General features: G+C 65.4%; 16 protein-coding genes. 12 read left to right on the forward strand and 4 right to left on the reverse strand.

Annotated elements, in window-relative coordinates; all coding sequences use genetic code 11:
- The first annotated feature begins 12 nt into the window (after positions 1-12).
- The 8 genes from IEY49_RS01525 (at position 13) to IEY49_RS01560 (ending at position 8543) form a co-directional block, all read left to right on the forward strand.
- Positions 13-1008, forward strand: coding sequence for an ABC transporter ATP-binding protein (locus IEY49_RS01525; RefSeq protein ID WP_189003857.1), 996 nt, complete (start codon positions 13-15; stop codon positions 1006-1008).
- Complete coding sequence (locus IEY49_RS01530; RefSeq protein WP_189003859.1) at positions 974-1624, forward strand: hypothetical protein; 651 nt, start codon at positions 974-976, stop codon at positions 1622-1624. The genes IEY49_RS01525 and IEY49_RS01530 overlap by 35 nt, the downstream gene beginning before the upstream one ends.
- Complete coding sequence (locus IEY49_RS01535; RefSeq protein ID WP_189003861.1) at positions 1621-2238, forward strand: DNA-3-methyladenine glycosylase; 618 nt, start codon at positions 1621-1623, stop codon at positions 2236-2238. The genes IEY49_RS01530 and IEY49_RS01535 overlap by 4 nt, the downstream gene beginning before the upstream one ends.
- 70 nt (positions 2239-2308) lie before the next feature.
- Positions 2309-3676, forward strand: coding sequence for an MFS transporter (locus IEY49_RS01540; protein ID WP_229780575.1), 1368 nt, complete (start codon positions 2309-2311; stop codon positions 3674-3676).
- 153 nt (positions 3677-3829) lie between these two features.
- Positions 3830-5080 (forward strand): cation:proton antiporter, encoded by a 1251-nt coding sequence (locus tag IEY49_RS01545; RefSeq protein WP_189003863.1) that lies wholly within the window; start codon positions 3830-3832, stop codon positions 5078-5080.
- A 33-nt stretch (positions 5081-5113) separates the two neighbouring features.
- Positions 5114-6589, forward strand: coding sequence for a nicotinate phosphoribosyltransferase (locus IEY49_RS01550; protein ID WP_189003865.1), 1476 nt, complete (start codon positions 5114-5116; stop codon positions 6587-6589).
- A complete protein-coding gene (locus IEY49_RS01555; RefSeq protein WP_189003868.1) occupies positions 6589-7512 on the forward strand; it encodes an adenylyltransferase/cytidyltransferase family protein in 924 nt (307 codons plus the stop codon). Before IEY49_RS01550 ends, IEY49_RS01555 begins: the two co-directional genes overlap by 1 nt.
- Positions 7513-7592: 80 nt before the next feature.
- Positions 7593-8543 (forward strand): ferritin-like domain-containing protein, encoded by a 951-nt coding sequence (locus tag IEY49_RS01560; protein ID WP_373291828.1) that lies wholly within the window; start codon positions 7593-7595, stop codon positions 8541-8543.
- A 276-nt stretch (positions 8544-8819) separates the two neighbouring features.
- Here the strand turns inward: IEY49_RS01560 and meaB are convergent, their stop codons facing one another.
- The 3 genes from meaB to scpA all read right to left on the reverse strand — a co-directional run bounded on the left by meaB (position 8820) and on the right by scpA (position 12553).
- Positions 8820-9770, reverse strand: coding sequence for a methylmalonyl Co-A mutase-associated GTPase MeaB (meaB, locus tag IEY49_RS01565; protein ID WP_189003870.1), 951 nt, complete (start codon positions 9768-9770; stop codon positions 8820-8822).
- A gap of 91 nt (positions 9771-9861) precedes the next feature.
- Complete coding sequence (locus IEY49_RS01570; RefSeq protein ID WP_189003872.1) at positions 9862-10284, reverse strand: hypothetical protein; 423 nt, start codon at positions 10282-10284, stop codon at positions 9862-9864.
- A gap of 16 nt (positions 10285-10300) precedes the next feature.
- Positions 10301-12553, reverse strand: a complete 2253-nt coding sequence (gene scpA / locus IEY49_RS01575; RefSeq protein ID WP_308424628.1) for a methylmalonyl-CoA mutase — start codon at positions 12551-12553, stop codon at positions 10301-10303.
- Between scpA and rpe the strand changes: the two genes are divergently transcribed.
- The 4 genes from rpe to nspC all read left to right on the forward strand — a co-directional run bounded on the left by rpe (position 12552) and on the right by nspC (position 16060).
- Positions 12552-13256 (forward strand): ribulose-phosphate 3-epimerase, encoded by a 705-nt coding sequence (gene rpe, locus IEY49_RS01580; protein ID WP_189003876.1) that lies wholly within the window; start codon positions 12552-12554, stop codon positions 13254-13256. The genes scpA and rpe overlap by 2 nt on opposite strands.
- The gene (locus tag IEY49_RS01585) at positions 13253-13993 is read left to right on the forward strand and encodes a 2-phosphosulfolactate phosphatase (protein WP_189003878.1); all 741 of its coding nucleotides are present in this window, start codon (positions 13253-13255) and stop codon (positions 13991-13993) included. The genes rpe and IEY49_RS01585 overlap by 4 nt, the downstream gene beginning before the upstream one ends.
- A gap of 72 nt (positions 13994-14065) precedes the next feature.
- Positions 14066-14560, forward strand: coding sequence for a DcrB-related protein (locus IEY49_RS01590; RefSeq protein ID WP_189003880.1), 495 nt, complete (start codon positions 14066-14068; stop codon positions 14558-14560).
- A gap of 276 nt (positions 14561-14836) precedes the next feature.
- Positions 14837-16060, forward strand: coding sequence for a carboxynorspermidine decarboxylase (gene nspC / locus IEY49_RS01595; RefSeq protein ID WP_189003882.1), 1224 nt, complete (start codon positions 14837-14839; stop codon positions 16058-16060).
- 216 nt (positions 16061-16276) lie between these two features.
- Here the strand turns inward: nspC and IEY49_RS01600 are convergent, their stop codons facing one another.
- On the reverse strand, positions 16277-17548 hold the full coding sequence (locus IEY49_RS01600) for a DUF4384 domain-containing protein (RefSeq protein ID WP_189003884.1): 1272 nt from the start codon (positions 17546-17548) through the stop codon (positions 16277-16279).
- Positions 17549-17749 lie beyond the last annotated feature (201 nt).

Raw genomic sequence — 17749 nt, forward strand, 5'->3', positions numbered from 1 at the left:
CCAGGAGCAACCATGATTGAAGTCGAGCATCTTCAAAAAACCTTCCGCGTGCGTCAGGGCGGGCTGCTGCGCGGCAAGGTCAGGCAGCATCAGGCTGTTCGGGACGTATCCTTTCAGGTCGCACCGGGTGAGATCGTCGGCTACCTGGGTCCCAACGGGGCGGGCAAGAGCACCACCATCAAGGTCCTGACCGGGCTGCTGGTGCCTGACCGCGGGCATGTCCACGTGGGCGGCCTGATTCCGTGGCGCGAGCGCCGGAGGCACGTGGCCCGACTGGGCGCGGTGTTCGGGCAGCGCACCACCCTGTGGTGGGACCTGCCGGTGCGTGATTCCCTGGATCTGCTGCGTCACGTGTACCGCGTCTCCCAGGGACGGTTCCGCGAAAACCTGCAGACCTTCACGGATCTGCTGGACCTGGGACCGTTCCTGGGCACGCCGGCCCGCGCCCTGAGTCTGGGTCAGCGCATGCGTGCTGACCTCGCGGCGGCGCTGCTGCACGATCCGGAACTGCTGTTTCTCGACGAACCGACCGTCGGGCTGGATGTGGTGGCCAAGGAACGTATCCGCGAGTTTGTCCGCCATATCAACGCCGAGCGCGGCGTGACGGTCCTGCTGACCACCCATGATCTGGGCGATGTCGAGCGGCTGGCCCAGCGGGTCATGATCATCGACCAGGGGAGCTTGCTGTACGACGGGGACCTCGCGCGTCTGCAGGCCCGCTACGGCAGTGCCCGGGAACTGGTGGTGGATTTCGAGGCGCCGCCCCTCAGTGCGCACGTCCCCGGGCTGGAACTGCTGGAGGCGACCGGACCGCGTGCTCGCTACGCCTTTACAGGTGGAGCCGCTGCGCCCATTGCCCGGGTCACGGCCCAGGCGCCGGTGCGCGACATCACGGTGCGGGAGCCAGACATCGAGGCGACCATCCGCCGGATCTATGAAGGTGGGCTCCTGCGCGGGGTGTTTAATGAAGGGCGTGAATCTGGCGTACCTGGCATACCCGCCCCCTGAAGTGGTCGAACGTCGTGGCCGGGCACTGGCGGTGCTCGACGCGGTGCTCAGCCCGGAGTGGGAGGAGAGGTATTTCTCCTTTGACCAGGACTGGAGCGCAGGCGCGCGGATGGCCTCGGCCAGGAACGGAAGCGGCGACGAAGCATTCATGCTGTTCAGCCAGGGGGAGTGCGTCTTCAAGCAGTTCCTGCACGAAGTTCCGCAGCGCCTGTCGTTGGCGGAGGCCCAGGCTCTGACAGAGGTGCAGGGCACCGCCGGGGCTCTGGGCCCCTCACCTCTGCTCGGCGAGTTTCTGGCTGAGCCTGCATTCTCCACCGAAGAGCTGACAGAGCTCGGCTGGTACGTGCCCGGCGTCCGCCACTGGGTTGTGATGCATCCTGCCGGCGCAGTGACCGAAGACAGCCTGTTCCGGCTCCTGTTCCAGGGAGATGCGCTGCTATACGCGGCGTGGGCCGGCGACATGTTTGAACTGCCTGTGCCTGAGGCCGCAGCTGAGCTTGTTTTTCGGCACGCGCCGCTTACCCCGTCACTGGTTCAGGCCCTCAACCCGGAAGCAGATTGGGAAAGCGCCCGGGAGGAAGCTGCCGGGATGGGTTATCCGGTGCAACCCGCTTGACGGGCCCCTTGCCTCCCGGGTTTTTTCGGCGCGACCCGGTGCAGGTGGCGCGTGAGCTGCTCGGCGCCACCCTGGTTCACGTCCTGCCCGGCGGTGAGCGGCTGAGCGGCCGGATTGTAGAGACCGAGGCCTACGATTGCCCCCGGGACCCGGCCTGTACCGCCGGGCGGTTTCATGCGGCCCGAAGTGCGGAAATGGCCATCGCTCCAGGCCTGTGGCTGTTCTGGAGTGCCCACGGCCATCCGCTGCTGCAGGTGGCCTGCCGCGAGGAAGGGGTTTCGGCCAGCGTACTGATCCGTGCCCTGGAGCCAGTGGAGGGGCTGGGCCAGATGCTGACGCACCGCCCGGTGACACGTCAGCGTGACCTGACGAATGGACCTGCCAAGCTGGTCTATGCCCTGGGGTTGAATCCGGCGCAGGTGACCCATACTCGGGTGGACAGTCCGGCGCTGCACCTTTGCCCAGCGCCACCGCCCACCCCCGACCGGATCGGGGTCACGGCGCGGGTCGGCATCCGCGAGGGCCGCACCCTGCCCTGGCGATTCTTGCTGCGGGGCAACCCCTGGGTGTCGCCGGCCCCGCCCAGCATGGCGCTGATGCCCTCAGCAGATTAAGAGACCGGCAGGTTCCCGGCCCTCGCATGGGGTGATCAGGCAGAAAGTGACCTTCTAGACTGCCGGGATCATGACCACCCGATCCTCGACAACCGGCGCCATGAGTGTGGACGCCGCGATTGACCGCCTGGGCCTGGGCGCATTTCAGTGGAGGCTGCTGCTGATCTGCGGCCTGACCTGGGCGGCCGACGCCATGGAAGTGCTACTGATGGGCTTTGCCCTGCCCGGAATCAGTGAAAGTTTTGGCCTGCGTCCTGGCAGCACCGAAACCAAATGGCTGCTGAGTGCCACCTTCGCTGGCATGTTCGTCGGCGCGTGGTTCTGGGGCTGGGTGGCTGACCGCCTGGGCCGGCGCTGGGTATTTCTGACCACCGTGGCGCTGGGCGTGGTGTTCGGGCTGCTGGGTGCCTTTGCTCCGGACGTGGCCTGGCTGGTGGCCGCACGCTTCCTGACGGGATTTGCCATCGGCGGCACGCTGCCGGTGGACTACGCCATGATGGCCGAATTTGTACCGACGGCCTGGCGCGGCCGCTTTCTGGTGTACCTGGAAAGCTTCTGGGCGCTGGGGACCATTGCGGTCGCAGCCCTCGCGTGGGGCCTGAGCAGCATGCTGCCTCCCGGGGAGGCCTGGCGGTGGCTGCTGGGTCTGGCTGCCCTGCCCGGATTGATCGGATTGCTGGCCCGCCTGGGCGTGCCGGATTCGCCGCGTTCGCTGCTGGCCCGTGGTCAGGAAGCGCAGGCCAGGGCCGCCCTGGCGCGGGTGGCCCGGCTGAATGGCCAGACGCTGTCCGACGCACCACTGGCGGTGCCGCAGCGGCCGGCCCGTGTGACCCCGGCGCAGCTGTTTGCGGGTGGGCTGGGCCGGCGCACGCTACTCCTGGCGGCGGTGTGGTTCGGGCTGAGCCTGGGCTATTACGGCATCTTTTCCTGGTTGCCCAGCTTCCTGAAGGCGCAGGGCATGGAACTGGGTGCGGTCTACCGCACCACCCTGCTGCTGGCGCTGGCGCAGGTACCTGGGTATGTACTGGCCGCGTATCTGGTCGAGCGGGTCGGCCGCCGGGCCACGCTGGTCGGGTACCTGCTGACCAGCGCAGCTGGCGCCTATCTGTTTCTGGCCGCCGGCACCCCGGCACTGGTGCTGGCCACCTCAGCGCTGCTGTCCTTTGCACTGCTGGGAGCCTGGGGAGCGCTCTACGCCTACACGCCGGAGCTGTATCCCACGCCGCTGCGCACGACCGGTATGGGATTCGTCAGTGGTATGGCCCGGGTGGCCAGCGTGCTGTCGCCCAGCGTGGGCGCGCTGCTGCTGACCGGCCAGCTGCCAGCCGCACTGACCCTCTTCGCCGGATGCTTTCTGGTGGCGGCGTTGTGTGCCTGGGGCATAGGGGTGGAGACCCGGGGTCAGCGCCTGCCGGAGACGGTGGGATCCCAACATTAGTGTTCACTTCACGCCGGAATCCGTGCGGAGCCTGGCCCGCTACACTGCGCACAGACAAATACGCCGCGTTGCGGCAGGGAGCGGCCCCCATAGGCCGCCCTGGTGGAGACAGGTCGACAGAGGCCTGTCTCTATTTGTGTCTGGAGGTGATTCATGAATCCAATTTCATTGAGTGTTGCGCGGCGTGCGCTGGCCTGGTTGGTTCTTTCATCCGGCGGCGCCCTGGCTGCCAGTTCTGCGCACACCGGTGAGCTGCTGTTCGGCCTGTTCTGGGTGGTGCTGGCCGCCGCACTGCTGGGCACCCTGGCCAGCAAAGTCGGGATTCCGGCGGTGGTGGGACAGGTGCTGGCCGGCATTCTGATCGGGCCCAGCCTGCTGAACCTGGTGCGCCCTGGGGACTTTTTCCTGACGCTGGCCGAACTTGGGGCCATCTTCCTGCTGTTCATGGTAGGCCTGGAAACACGCTTCAAGGAACTGCTGGCCGTGGGCCGTGAGGCGCTGCTGGTGGCCGTGCTGGGGATTGCCCTGCCGCTCGGGCTGGGTTTCGGATTTGGTCTGTGGCAAGGCCAGGGCAACGTCAGCGCGCTGTTCGTGGGCACCGCTCTGGTGGCGACCTCGGTGGGCATTACCGCCAAGGTGCTTCAGGAACTGGGCGTGCTGGACGCCCGCTTTGCCCAGGTAATCCTGGGGGCCGCCGTGATCGACGACATCCTGGGGCTGACCCTGCTGGCGGTCGTGAGCAGCCTGGGCGCCGGCAGGACCCTGAGCGCTGTGCAGGTCGGCCTCACCCTGGCGCTCAGCGTGGGCTTCGTGGCCCTGGTGCTGGCGGTTGGCATCCCCCTGGTCAGGCGTTTCCAGAACCGCCTGAGCAACCTGTCCCTCTCAAGGGCGTTTAACGTGGCGGTGGTGGTCGGACTGGGCATTGCGGCCCTCAGCACCGTGGCCGGTCTGGCGCCGATCATCGGGGCGTTCCTGGCGGGCATGGTGCTGGCTGAAATCAAGGACGAGGTGGAGTTCGAAAGCAAGGTTCATGCCATCGAAGCGTTCCTAGCACCGGTGTTTTTTGTGGTGGTCGGGTTACAGCTCGATGTTGGGGCGCTGAGCCAGCCCACCGTGATCGTGGCCGGATTGATCCTGACGGTCCTGGCCGTCGCGGGGAAACTTCTGGGTGGAATCCTGGGAGCCTGGTCCCTGGGGCGCCACGAAGCCACCCTGGTCGGACTGGGTATGGTGCCACGGGGCGAGGTCGGGCTGATTGTGGCCAGCCTCGGCCTGGGGGTGGGCATTATCGGAGAGAGGGTGTATGCCGAGGTCCTGCTGATGGTGCTGCTGACCACCGTCCTGGCGCCGCTGGTGCTGCGGGCAGTGATGCGCCGGCGTGTTCCCGCACGCGTCCTGCACTGACCCTGGAGGCACGACATACCCGAGAATGCCCAAATGACATTTAACCCAGCGTCCTCACTCCCCGGAACATATCCCGCGCTGTTTACCGATCTGTACCAGCTGACCATGATGCAGGGGTACTTCCGTGAGGGCCTGCATACCCAGGACGCCACCTTCGACCTGTACTACCGCCGCAATCCGTACCGGGGAGGTTATGCGGTCTGGGCCGGGCTGGAGGTAGCACTGGATTACCTCGAAACACTGCGGTTTTCCGCTGCGGACCTGGCCTACCTGCGCAACCTGGGCCTCTTTCGGGAAGATTTTCTGGCGGCCCTCGAAGCGTGGCGCTTTACCGCCCAGATCATCGCGTTTCCTGAGGGCAGCGTGGTCTTTCCCAACGAGCCGCTGTTGACGGTCTGTGGACCATTGTGGGAAGCGCAGCTGGTGGAAACGGCCCTGTTGAACATCTTGAATTTTCAGACACTGGTGGCGACCAAGGCGGCCCGCTGCCTCAGCGCCGCGCAGGCCAGTCCGCACGGAGGCTCGGTGGTGGAGTTCGGGACGCGGCGGGCCCAGGGCCCGGACGGTGCTCTGGGGGCGGCACGTGCGGCGGTGGTCGGTGGAGCCAGCGGTACCAGCAATGTGCAGGCCGCCGCGCTGTATGGTCTGACGCCGGTGGGCACCCACGCGCACGCCTGGGTCGAGAGCTTTCCAACTGAACCCGAGGCTTTCCGGGCCTATGCGCGGCTTTATCCGGACTCGACCACCCTGCTGCTCGACACCTTCGATACGCTCGAAAGCGGGCTGCCCAACGCCCTGACCGTGGCCCGCGAACTCCGTGACCAGGGCCATGAGCTGCGCGGTGTTCGTCTCGACAGCGGCGACCTGGCGTACCTGTCGGCCCGCGTGCGCGCCGCGCTGGACGAGGCGGGGTTCCCCGACGTACAGATTGTCGCCAGCAATGACCTGAGCGAATTTGTCATCGAGTCCGTGATCCGCGAGGGAGGCCGCATTGATGTGTACGGCGTCGGGACCCAGCTGGCCACCGGCGGCGGCGAGGGCGGCGGCGCACTGGGCGGCGTGTACAAACTCGTTGCCCTGCACGGCGAGGACCGCATGAAACTGACCGGGGACCCGCGGAAAACAAGTGTTCCGGGACTCAAACGGGTCTGGCGAGCGACTGACCCGCAGGGTCGGCTGGTGATTGACGTGATTGCCTCCCTGGACGAACCCCAGCCGCAGACCGGCGAACGCGTCAGCGACCCGGCCAACCCCCTGCGCAACAGCCGCCTGGGGGCCGGGCTGGTCTGGACCGAGCCGCGCCGTGTCGTGATGGAAGGAGGCCGGCGCAGCGGGGAGCATGAAACCCTGAGTGCGATTCAGGCCCGCGCTGCCGCCGACCTGCAGCGTCTTCCTGAAGGTACGCGGCGCCTGCTCAACCCGCACATCTACCGGGTCAGCCTCAGTCAGAGTCTGCAACGGCGACGCGACGCCCTGATCACCGACCTTCGTGAGCGGCACGGCCTGTAATGACCCTGCCAGCACGCCCGTCATCCCTGCTGTCCGGGGCGCCAGCGGTCTATATCGGGCGCTTCCAGCCGCTTCACGACGCGCATCTGCGGAGCATGCTGGACGCACTGGACCACTTCGAGCGGCTGGTTATTCTGCCCGGCAGCGCCAATCTGGCACGGAGCATCCGCAATCCCTGGAGCGCTCCCGAGCGTGTCCGGCTGATTCGTGCGTGCCTGCGCGAAGCCGGAATTGCCCCACGCCGCGTCACTTTCCGGCCAGTTCCGGATGAATTCGACAGCGGCCGCTGGGCCGCGCGGGTCCGCAGCGCGGTGCCCACTCCTCAGGCGGTGCTGGTGGGCTTTGAAAAGGATGCCAGCAGCGCCTATTTGCGCTGGTTTCCTGAATGGCAGGCGCACCACGCACCGGTGTGGCCCGGCCTGAATGCCACTGACCTGCGCGCAGCCTATTTCACTGACGGGACGATCACGGATGTGTCGCCGGGGGCCCGGTCGTTCCTGCAGGCGTGGTGCGGAACGCCTGCTTTTATGCGCCTTCAGGCCGAGTGGAACGCCGTAGAAACAGCCCGCGCGCAGCTTCCTCCTGGAGCCCGGCTGCACGAGGAGCGCTGGGTGCATGTTCAGCAGGGTCATGTGTGGCTGCGGACCCGCCACGAGCCCGTAGGACACGGTCTGTGGGAACTCCCGGGGCGGGTCCTGTCTCCCGGCGAGGAGGCCTCCCCAGGAGCGGACGCTGTGTTCGGACATCCGGCCCGCGCCCTGGTGGCTTCCACGACTGCCCATGTCTGGCGGGCTGCTCCTGCCCAGAGTCTCGCCGGGCGCCCCGTTCCCCTCACTGTTGCCCTTCGCCTGCCACGACGTTTTCACGAGGACCATCACGTAATTCTGTCGCGGTTGCTGGGAGCTGAGGCGCCTGCAGGATGATCCAAAGTTCACGAGCTTGCATACAACCTCCTGAAGCAAGTCACTCCGCTCCAGCGGATGGCCATTCAGGAGGAAGCCTTATGACCGAAGACCAGAACATGATGACCGCCCAGACCGGTGAAGCCCAGAACCTCGAATCCCAGACCACTCAGACTGTCCTTGACCGCCGCGCCGCCCTGAGCACGCTGGGTAAGTTCGGCCTGGGGGCGGCTGCCTTTGGTCTGGCTGGCACCGGTGCCCTGGCAGCACCCGCCAAGAACATCGACGTGGCCGTGCTGAACTTCGCCCTCAACCTGGAATACCTGGAAGCAGCCTTCTACATGGCTGCAGTGGGCCGCGTCAACGAACTGCGGGCTTTCGGCGGCGACGCCGAGATCCGTCTGCCCGCCAGCCTCGACCGCACCCGCGGCATGCAGTTCAAGGACAGCAACGTGCAGGCCCTGGCCCGGGATATTGCCGAAGACGAGTTCCAGCACGTCAAATTCCTGTACGGCGCGCTGGGCAAGGCAGCAGTCCGGCGTCCCGTCCTGGACCTGTCGGCGGCCTTCGACGCCGCAGGACAGGCTGCCAGCGGCGGCGCTATCAAGGGCTTTAACCCCTACGCCAACGACCTGTTCTTCCTGCACGGCGCCTTTATCTTCGAGGACGTGGGCGTCACGGCCTACAACGGCGCAGCCACCCTGCTGACCAACCCGGCCTTCCTGCAGGCGGCGGCCGGCATCCTGGCAGTCGAGGCCTATCACGGCGGCGTTATCCGAGGCATGTTGTACCAGGAGCGTCAGGTCAGCGCCGCCGCCGGGCTGTATGTGGGTCAGGTCGTGCAGGCCATCAGCAACCTGCGCGGCAAGGTCGGTGGCGGCAAGGACATGGGCCTGACCGACGCCCGTGGCAACGCCGTGTTTGCACCGGCAGACAGGAATGGCATCGCCTACCCGCGCTCGACCCGCGAGGTGCTGAACATTGTTTACCTGGCGCCCGGCGCCCAGAAGGGTGGTTTTTACCCCAATGGCCTGAACGGCAGCATCAAGTAAAAGAGGAATAGAGGAGACCAGGACGGTGACATGCTGTCCTGGTCTGCTTCTGCTTATGCCTGAAACGTCGTAGAAAGCAGTCAGTGCACCCGGGACCGTCGGCAGGGGCGGATCAGCCGGCTTGTACAGATCGGAAAAGTACGCGCCGCGAGTCTTCACAACAGGTGCTTTAACCGGGCCTGACCGGAACCACGTCCTGGCTGGGTTTCCCAGATGTCCAGTGGGGGATGCGGCCTGGGCCTTCCCCAATCAGATTCAGGCCATCGTTTTGGCCTGTCAGCCCATACGACCGGTCAGGGCGTGAATCCCCTGCACCGGGGTCAGGATGCCGTCCACGACTTCCGCGCGCAGCTGACGCAGACGTGTGGGGTCCATACCCGCCTGAAACGCCCGCCAGGCTGCCTCGCGCAGAAGCTCGTCGAACCACAAGGCCGTCTGAGTGCGGCGTTTTTCGGCGAGGTCCACGGTATCGCGGTACGCTGCCACCGCCTGCCACACATCCACGATGCCTGTTCCCGTCAGCGCTGAGGCCTGAAGTGCGCGCGGACGCCAGGAGGCAGAAGCAGGGGTCAGAAGCTTCAGGGCCGCCGTGAGTTCCGTCTGGGCCCGGGTGGCCGCGCGTGGGTCAGTATCGGCCTTGTTCACCACGCACAGGTCCGCCAGTTCCATGATGCCGCGCTTGATGCCCTGCAGTTCGTCCCCGGCGTTGGGCAGGGTCAGCAGGACAAACAGGTCGGTCATGGCCGCCACCTGGGTTTCGCTTTGCCCCACCCCGACGGTTTCCACCAGCAGCACGCCATAGCCGGCGGCCTCACACAGGGCAATGGCCTCACGCGTGCGCCGGGTGACTCCACCCAGCGCTCCGCCGGAGGGGCTTGGCCGGATAAAGGCTCCCGGATGCACCGTTAGCCGGGGCATGCGTGTCTTGTCTCCCATGATGCTGCCGCCGGTGCGCACGCTGCTGGGGTCCACCGCCAGAACCGCGACCCGGTGCCCCGCGTCGGCCAGATGCAGACCCAGGGCCTCGATAAAGGTGCTTTTTCCAACGCCCGGCACGCCCGTCAGCCCTACGCGTACGGACGCTGAGGCGTGCGGCGTGACCTCGGACAGAAGCTGCTGGGCCTGGGCTTCGTGCTCAGGGCGGGTGGATTCGCTGAGTGTGATGGCTTTGGCCAGTGCACGCCGGTCGCCGGCCAGCAGCGCAGCAGTCAGGGAATGTTCATGCATGGGTCCCTCATGGCGGTAACCAGAACAGACGGCGGTTGGAATTGCGCTGAAGGGAGAGGCGAACTCCCGCCAACGGAGTGGAACACCACTGTCAGCACGCCGCGCCTCGCGGCAGGGAACGCAGGTAGCTGCGCAGCGGAGCATTCACACTCGGGTGCCGGTACCCCGTTTCCCGGACCAGCCGCCCGCGCGAGTCGAAGGCGCCGCGCACGATCAGGAGCTGCCCGGCAAAGCCGCTCCACTGCACGCGCACGCCACTGAGCCGCCCACTCCGGTCGTAACTCTGACGGACCCGCAGCCGGTTGTCGGGATACAGGTGGCCGTGCTCCAGAAAGCGCACCCGTCCAGACGCATCGACCAGCAAACGGACGTCCCCTTTCAAGCACACCCGCAGGCCAGCGGTAGGGGTGGGGACAGGTGGCCGGAGCTGCGGCACCGGAGGCAGGCTGGAAGCGGAAGCACCGGACAGTGCGGCGCACAGGTACAGGCAGATCAGCACACGGGGCATCGGCACAGGTACGCCAGCAGCCTCAGAGAGGTTGCCGGTCACGCAGCAGCTGCAACACCTCGCGGGCGCTGTGCAGGATTGGTGTCCCCGGACCAAAGATGCCGGCCGCGCCAGCGTCACGCAGGGCCGCGTAGTCCTGCTGCGGAATCACGCCGCCCACCACCACCAGCACGTCTCCGGCTCCCTGGGCACGCAGCGCCTGGATCAGCTGCGGCACCAGGGTCCGGTGCCCCGCCGCCTGGCTGCTGACGCCCACCACATGGACGTCGTTTTCCACGGCCTGGCGGGCAGCTTCCTCGGGGGTCTGGAACAGCGGTCCCACGTCCACGTCAAAGCCCAGGTCGGCAAAGCCGGTGGCAATCACCTTGGCTCCGCGGTCGTGGCCGTCCTGGCCCATCTTGACCACCAGGATGCGGGGACGGCGGCCCTCGGCTTCGGCAAACGCTTCGATGTCACGCTGCAGCGCCGCGAATCCCTCGTCTCCGGCGTATCCGGCGGCGTACACGCCACTCAGCGTGCGAATCTCGGCGGAGTGCCGGCCCCAGACCCGCTCCAGGGCGTCGCTGACCTCGCCCACGGTGGCGCGCACGCGCATGGCCTCCACGCTCAACGCCAGCAGGTTGCCCTCGCCGCTGCGGGCGCACTCTTCGAGCGCCTGCAGGGCCTGCTCGACGGCAGTGCCGTCTCTCCCGGCCCGGATGCGTTCCAGGCGGGCAATCTGCGAGTCGCGCACGGCGGCGTTGTTGATATCCAGCACCTCGATGGGCGTTTCCATGGTGGGCCGGTATTTGTTCACACCGACAATCACGTCTTCGCCGCGGTCAATCCGGGCCTGCTTGCGCGCGGCCGATTCCTCGATCCTCAGTTTGGGGACTCCAGACTCGATGGCCTTGGCCATACCGCCCAGGTCCTCGACCTCGCGCATCAGTTCCCTGGCCTTGTCGGCCAGATCGGCGGTCAGGCGCTCCATCATGTAGCTGCCGCCCCAGGGATCGATCACATCCGGAATGCCGGTCTCCTCCTGCAGTACCAGCTGGGTGTTGCGTGCAATCCGGGCAGAGAAATCGGTGGGCAGACCGATCGCCTCGTCAAAGGCATTGGTGTGCAGGCTCTGGGTGCCGCCAAACACGGCCGCCATGGCCTCGATGGTCGTGCGGACGATGTTGTTGTAGGCGTCCTGCTCGGTCAGCGACCACCCCGAGGTCTGGCAGTGGGTGCGCAGGGCCCGGCTCATGGGCTTTTGCGGCCCGAACTGCTTGATCAGCTCGCTCCACAACAGCCGTGCGGCACGCAGCTTGGCGACCTCGGTATAGAAATTCATACCGATCCCGAAGAAGAAGCTGAGCCGTCCGGCGAACTCGTCGATGTTCAGGCCGCCCTTCAGCGCAGCCCGTACGTATTCCAGCCCGTCGGCCAGGGTATAAGCGAGCTCCAGCGCGGCGTTGGCGCCGGCTTCCTGCAGGTGGTATCCCGAGATCGATATGGAATTGAAGCGCGGCATGTTGCGCGCGGTGTAGCTGATGATGTCCGCAATGATGCGCATGCTGGGTTCGGGCGGATAGATGTAGGTGTTGCGCACCATGAACTCTTTGAGAATGTCGTTCTGGATGGTGCCCGACAGCTGATCCAGAGTCGCGCCCTGCTCCTGGGCGGCCACGATGTAGCCCGCCAGAATCGGCAGCACCGCGCCGTTCATGGTCATGGACACCGACATCTCCGAGAGCGGAATGTCCGCAAACAGGAGCTTCATGTCCTCGACCGAGTCGATGGCCACACCCGCCTTGCCGACATCGCCCACTACCCGGGGGTGGTCTGAGTCGTATCCACGGTGGGTCGCCAGATCAAAGGCCACCGACAGGCCTTTTTGTCCGGCCGCCAGGTTGCGGCGGTAAAAAGCGTTTGATTCCTCGGCCGTGGAAAAACCCGCGTACTGCCGGATGGTCCAGGGCCGGGCAGCGTACATGGTGGCGCGCGGGCCCCGCGTAAAGGGCGGCAGACCCGGCAGAGTGTCGGCCGCGCCGCCTGCAGGCAGGTCGGCACGGGTGTACAGCGCCTTGAGGGTCAGGCCCTCAGGCGTCTCGCGGTTCAGGGTCGCGGGGTCGCCACCCTTCAAATCCTTTTGCGCCAGGGCTTTCCATGCGCTCAGGTCGGTCATCTGAAACCTCCGTTCTTCCCGATTCTGCCACGCCTGCCTAACGGGCGTTCGGTAGCCCACATGCGGGGACGTGCCTGTGCGTGTAACACTCCCGCCTCGCCCTTTCATTCTGAGGTTCATGAGCAGAGGCTCTGCGCTTGGTAGAGTGCAGCCTGTGACCGACGCTGTGCCTCACCCTGTCAAACTCGCCCCCAGTCTCCTGGCCTGCGATTTCACCCGTTTTGGAGAGGAACTGCGCGCCATCGAGGGGGCAGACTGGGCGCATGTAGATGTGATGGACGGCGCCTTCGTGCCCAATATCAGCTTCGGGCTGCCGATCCTGGCGGCGGCCCGTCGGGCCAGCCCGCTGTTCATGGACGTGCACCTGATGATCGAGCGTCCCGAGCGTTATCTGCGTGACTTTGCTGATGCGGGCGCCGACGGCCTGACGGTGCACGTGGAGTCGACGCCGCACATTCAGCGCGCTGTGGACATGATCCGCGATCTGGGCAAGAAGGTCGGCATCACCCTGAATCCCGGCACGCCACTGGAGGCGCTGCGCCCGCTTCTGGCGGATGTGGACCTGATTCTGGTTATGAGTATCAACCCGGGCTTCGGTGGACAGAAATTTATGCCAAGCAGCCTGGAACGTCTGCGAACGCTACGGCGCTGGCTGGACGATTCGGGCAGCAAGGTTGAGCTTCAGGTTGATGGGGGCGTGACCCCGCAGAACGCCCGCGCGATTGTCCATGCCGGTGCCACCTGTCTGGTGGCTGGGAGTGCCGTGTACGGCCCGGACGGGGCGCAGGCCGGTCTTGAGCGGCTTCGTGAGGCCATCAAGTGAGGCTGCGGGTTGACCTGCTGCCACATGGAAACTACCCCGACGTGGTGGTGATCATCGATGTGCTGCGGGCCACCACCACCGCCGTGGCCTACCTGGAGCGCGGCGCCGACGCGTTGCTGTTGACCCGCACGCCTGAGGTGGCCCTGGCCCTGCGTCCGGAGGCCGGCGAGGCAGGGGAGAGCCGGCCCCTGGTGCTGGGCGGCGAGCGCGGTGGCCTTCCCATCCCGGGCTTTGACTTCGGCAACAGCCCGGTCGAGGCGGCGGCGCAGAACTTCACGGGCAAAACGGTCGTCATGAACACCACCAACGGCACAGATGCCGCGCATGTTGCATCGCAGACCGGCAAGCACGTGCTGCTGGCCAGTCTGACCAATGCCCACGCGGCTGCCCGCCGCGCCCGCGCCCTGGCCACGGAGGAAATTGCCATCGTGTGTGCAGGCACCGATGCCCGCGTGAGCCTGGAAGACGTGTACGCCGCCGGCGTGCTGGCCGAGTACCTGCTGGCGCTGGGCGGATTCAGCATCGACGACGGCGCGCGCATCGCGCTGACCATGCGCCGCAACGTCGGGAACCCCATCGAGGCCCTGTCCAGCAGCGTTCACGGTGAGCGGCTGGGCCAGCTGGGCCTGGGCGAGGACGTGCGGTATGCCGCGCAGGTCAGCACCAGTACGCTGGTGCCGGTCCTGGTTTCCGGCGAGGACGTGCCGGAAAGCACCCTGAAATTCACCGCTGGCTAAGCCCCCATTTGCTTGTGACAAGGTTGTGGCCACTCTGTGAGGCGGCTCATCGCCGGCCCCTAGACTTCCCAAATGTCCCGTCATGCACTGCTTGCCGCGCTGATGCTTACCGGCTGGAGCGCCGCAGCTCCCTATACTGATACCAAGAATGGTTTCGCCGTTACGCCTCCACCGGGCTGGCAGAAGGCCGCCCATCCCGGGACAGTGCTGGTTTACGTGGTGCCTCAGCCTGTGCAGCAGTTCTCCCCCAATCTGAACGTGGTGGTGCAGCCCCTCCCCAAGGGCATGACGCAGGCGCAGTATCACCAGCTCAGCCTGGCCCAGATCCCCAAGGTCTTCCCGGAAGGCAAGGTGCTGGCCCACCGCGCGGTCACGCTGGGCGGACAGAAGGCCAACGAACTGGTGTATACCGGCCTTCAGGGACAGTTCAGGCTGCATTTTGTGGCCACCTACGCTGTGCGGGGCAGCAACGCCTATATCGTGACGTTCACCACCATCCGAGGTCAGGAAGCGGCACTCAAGACGCCCATGGCCAATTTTCTGAAGAGCTTCAAATTTACGCGTTAAAACGGGCTGCGCTGCGGACTTCGACGCTCCTGGAGCCATAGGTCATGCTGGGTGGATTCAAGATGAGATGGCTGCCGGAGAGCAAGGCGTCGAACTCAGGTGGTTCAGACGCGTACTAGAACTCAGCTCAGCCCCCTGATGGCGGTAACCCGGAAGGAAAGAATCCAGCCAGGCCAGAACATCGTGCGCAACTGCGCGGGCCTGACCGCCAGGCAACCCACCAATCGTCGGCTGCGTACCTGCGGCGTGTGCTGGTCGTCCGGTACCCTGTAGCGCGTGACTGATCTTGAACTTCCCGCTGTGACTCCGGTGGAGGCGGTGAACTGGGCCGAAATTCCCAGCCCGGCCTTCGTCCTGGACGAATCCAGACTGCGCCGGAACCTCTCCTTGATTTCGCAGGTACAGCGTGAAAGCGGCGCGCAGATTATCGTGGCCTTCAAAGGGTTTGCGATGTGGAGTACCTTCCCGCTGCTGCGCGAATACGGAATTACCGGCGCCACAGCCAGCAGCCTCAACGAGGCGATTCTGGCCCGGGAGGAGATGCGGGGCGAGGTTCATGTGTATGCCCCCGCCTACAGCGACGAGGACTTTCCCCGGATTCTGGAACTGGCTGATCACCTGATTTTCAATTCCTTCGGGCAGTGGGAACGCTTCCGGCCTCAGGTGCAGGCGGCCCGGGAGCAGGGCCGCTCCCTGCAGGTCGGTATCCGTGTCAACCACGAGTACGGCGAGGTCGAAACGGACCTATACAATCCCGCCGGCCCCTTTTCCCGCCTGGGAGTGACGCGCCGCGAATTCCGCGAGGATCTGCTCGACGGTGTCGATGGCCTGCACTTTCACAGCCTGTGCGAGAATGACTCCTCCACGCTGGAGCGCACCCTGGTCGCCTTCGAGGAGAAGTTCGGTGAGTTCCTGGGTCACATGAAATGGGTCAACTTCGGTGGGGGACACCTGATGACGCGGGCGGGCTACGACATTCCACGTCTGATCCGGGTGATCCGGGAGTTCAAGGCCCGGCATGGGGTCCACGTGATCCTGGAGCCAGGCAGCGCTTTTGGCTGGCAGACCGGCTGGCTGGTCAGCAGCGTGCTGGATGTGGTGCACAACGTTAAGGACGCGGCAGTGCTGGACGTTTCCGTATCCGCGCATATGCCCGATGTGCTGGAAATGCCGTACCGTCCCAGGATCCTGGGCGCCGGTGACCCGCCGGAGCAGGGGCAGCACCGCTCGGACGACGGCACCCCCGTGGCAGCGGGCCACCCCTACATCATCGGGGGCACGACCTGTCTGGCTGGAGACGTGATCGGGGAGTACATCTTTGACCAGCCCCTGCAGATCGGGGACCGGATTGTGTTTGACGACATGATCCACTACACCATGGTCAAGACCACGTTCTTCAACGGCGTCAAGCACCCGGACATCGGCATTCTGCGCACGGACGGCCGGTATGACCGAGTCAAATCCTTCGGCTACAAGGAGTTCAAGGCCAAACTCAGCTGAGGTTGTCCAGCAGACAGGCTCCGGCCGGGTGGCTGGAGCCTGTCTGCTGCTGGAAAACTCGGTGAAAGAGGAACCCTTGCGTGGTATCACCACGCGCCGATTAGAACCCGGGCGTCCCCTGTGAACTGGACGCGCTGCGGGAAAATTCAGGCCGGGGATGGGGCGACGTACCGGACTTGCCAGTCATCCCCAGCGGGGAAGGTTAGATCGGGAACGTTACTTGCGGTAGATCTTGGGAACGCCGCCGACAGTGCGGATGGTGCCGCCTTCGAAGTCCGCCGCCCAGCCGCCGTTGAGCAGATACTGATCACGGGTCGGGAAGCCCAGGAAACTGCCGGAGCCACCCAGTCCCTGGTAGGTCTTCAGGACGGCGCCCTGCAGCCAGAAGGTGCCGTACTTCTCGGTGCCGTACAGGGCGCCGTTCTGGAAGAAACCGTACAGGCCACTGGTGCCGTAGGGATTGCGGGGAATGACCTTCTCGTCACCAGCAGCCCATCCCAGACGGCTGGGAGGACGCGTGGCGCCGTTCTCTGCGCGTGCCAGGGCTATGTAACGTTCGAGCAGGCGGCCGTGAACCGAGTACGAGCGGCTGCTGCCGTTGGCATGCAGGAGTACAGCGTCACCATAGGCCCCGACGCCCTTGAACTTCTGCCACCAGCCGTCGCCCCAGGGGACCGCATAGGTGGTCGCGGCGCCCAGAGACTCGTCGCCCTTCAGCCGGTCATAGGCTTCAGCCATGGCCCGGTCAATGGTGCCGTCCCGGCGCTCACCCGCCTGGATCTGCGTGGTCGGGGTCTGCACCGGCTCCTGCGCCTTGGGCTGAGCCTGAGGCTGCGTCATGGGTTGCGTGGAATTCTCGGGTGTTTGCGTCACCGTGCCAGATGCTGTTCCCTTGGCGGCTGGTGCCTTGTCCGCAGTGCCGACGCGGAAGGTGGCCACGTCGGTGGTCCAACCGTCGGCTGGCAGTGGGTTGACCACGATGCTCAGCGCACGGGCCAGATTTTCCTGCCCCTTAAGCCGCACCTCGGCAAAGCCCTGGTCGTCTGCAAAAGTGGCGATGTCGTCCAGGTCAAGCTCGCGTTTGCTGGCCAGAGCCAGAAGCCTGTCCTGTCCGTTGGGACCGCCCACCGTGAAGGTGTACTTGGCACCCTGCTTGGGGAAAACACGGGTGACACCGGCTTTCATAAAGTTGCTTTCCTCGAAATTGTTGGGGAAAAACAGGTCCACCTCGCCGTTGGCGTTGATGTTGAACAGGTAGACATAGGCGTCCTGATTGGTTTTCAGACCGATGCTGAGGGTCTCGCCCTTGCGGTAAAGAGGGTTGCCCTTTCCGCTTGCGTCACGGTTGACCCAGACCTGGACGTCCAGCTTGGTCTCGACCGGATTAACGATGATGCTCTGGGCAGTAATCTTGGCTGGCCCTGCGCTGGCAGCACACAGGCCGAGCAAACCTGTCAGGGTCAGAATGCCTCGTACGTTCCTTTGCATGGTAGATCCTCCTCGGTACGCCTGACGCTAAAGGCTGAATCTGACCAGTCACTGAAAATTGCGTTCACAACAACAGTAATAAAGTTCGCCTCAATGGTCGCTGAAGATAGAACGGTGTTTGTGGGTGAGGAATAAGTCGTCCCTGATGAACAGGTGATGCCTGACTTCTGCCCCGTGGATTCTTCTCAGAAGGCAGCCGGT

This window comes from Deinococcus malanensis (assembly GCF_014647655.1).
Taxonomy (GTDB): Bacteria; Deinococcota; Deinococci; order Deinococcales; family Deinococcaceae; genus Deinococcus; species Deinococcus malanensis.

Excerpts from the sequence above, each read along its gene's own strand:
- IEY49_RS01525 (WP_189003857.1), top strand. The coding sequence starts at position 13 with ATGATTGAAGTCGAGCATCTTCAAAAAACCTTCCGCGTGCGTCAGGGC.
- IEY49_RS01540 (WP_229780575.1), top strand. The coding sequence starts at position 2,309 with ATGACCACCCGATCCTCGACAACCGGCGCCATGAGTGTGGACGCCGCG.
- IEY49_RS01545 (WP_189003863.1), top strand. The coding sequence starts at position 3,830 with ATGAATCCAATTTCATTGAGTGTTGCGCGGCGTGCGCTGGCCTGGTTG.
- IEY49_RS01550 (WP_189003865.1), top strand. The coding sequence starts at position 5,114 with ATGACATTTAACCCAGCGTCCTCACTCCCCGGAACATATCCCGCGCTG.
- IEY49_RS01555 (WP_189003868.1), top strand. The coding sequence starts at position 6,589 with ATGACCCTGCCAGCACGCCCGTCATCCCTGCTGTCCGGGGCGCCAGCG.
- IEY49_RS01560 (WP_373291828.1), top strand. The coding sequence starts at position 7,593 with ATGACCGAAGACCAGAACATGATGACCGCCCAGACCGGTGAAGCCCAG.
- meaB (WP_189003870.1), bottom strand. The coding sequence starts at position 9,770 with ATGCATGAACATTCCCTGACTGCTGCGCTGCTGGCCGGCGACCGGCGT.
- rpe (WP_189003876.1), top strand. The coding sequence starts at position 12,552 with ATGAGCAGAGGCTCTGCGCTTGGTAGAGTGCAGCCTGTGACCGACGCT.
- scpA (WP_308424628.1), bottom strand. The coding sequence starts at position 12,553 with ATGAACCTCAGAATGAAAGGGCGAGGCGGGAGTGTTACACGCACAGGC.
- IEY49_RS01590 (WP_189003880.1), top strand. The coding sequence starts at position 14,066 with ATGTCCCGTCATGCACTGCTTGCCGCGCTGATGCTTACCGGCTGGAGC.
- IEY49_RS01600 (WP_189003884.1), bottom strand. The coding sequence starts at position 17,548 with ATGCAAAGGAACGTACGAGGCATTCTGACCCTGACAGGTTTGCTCGGC.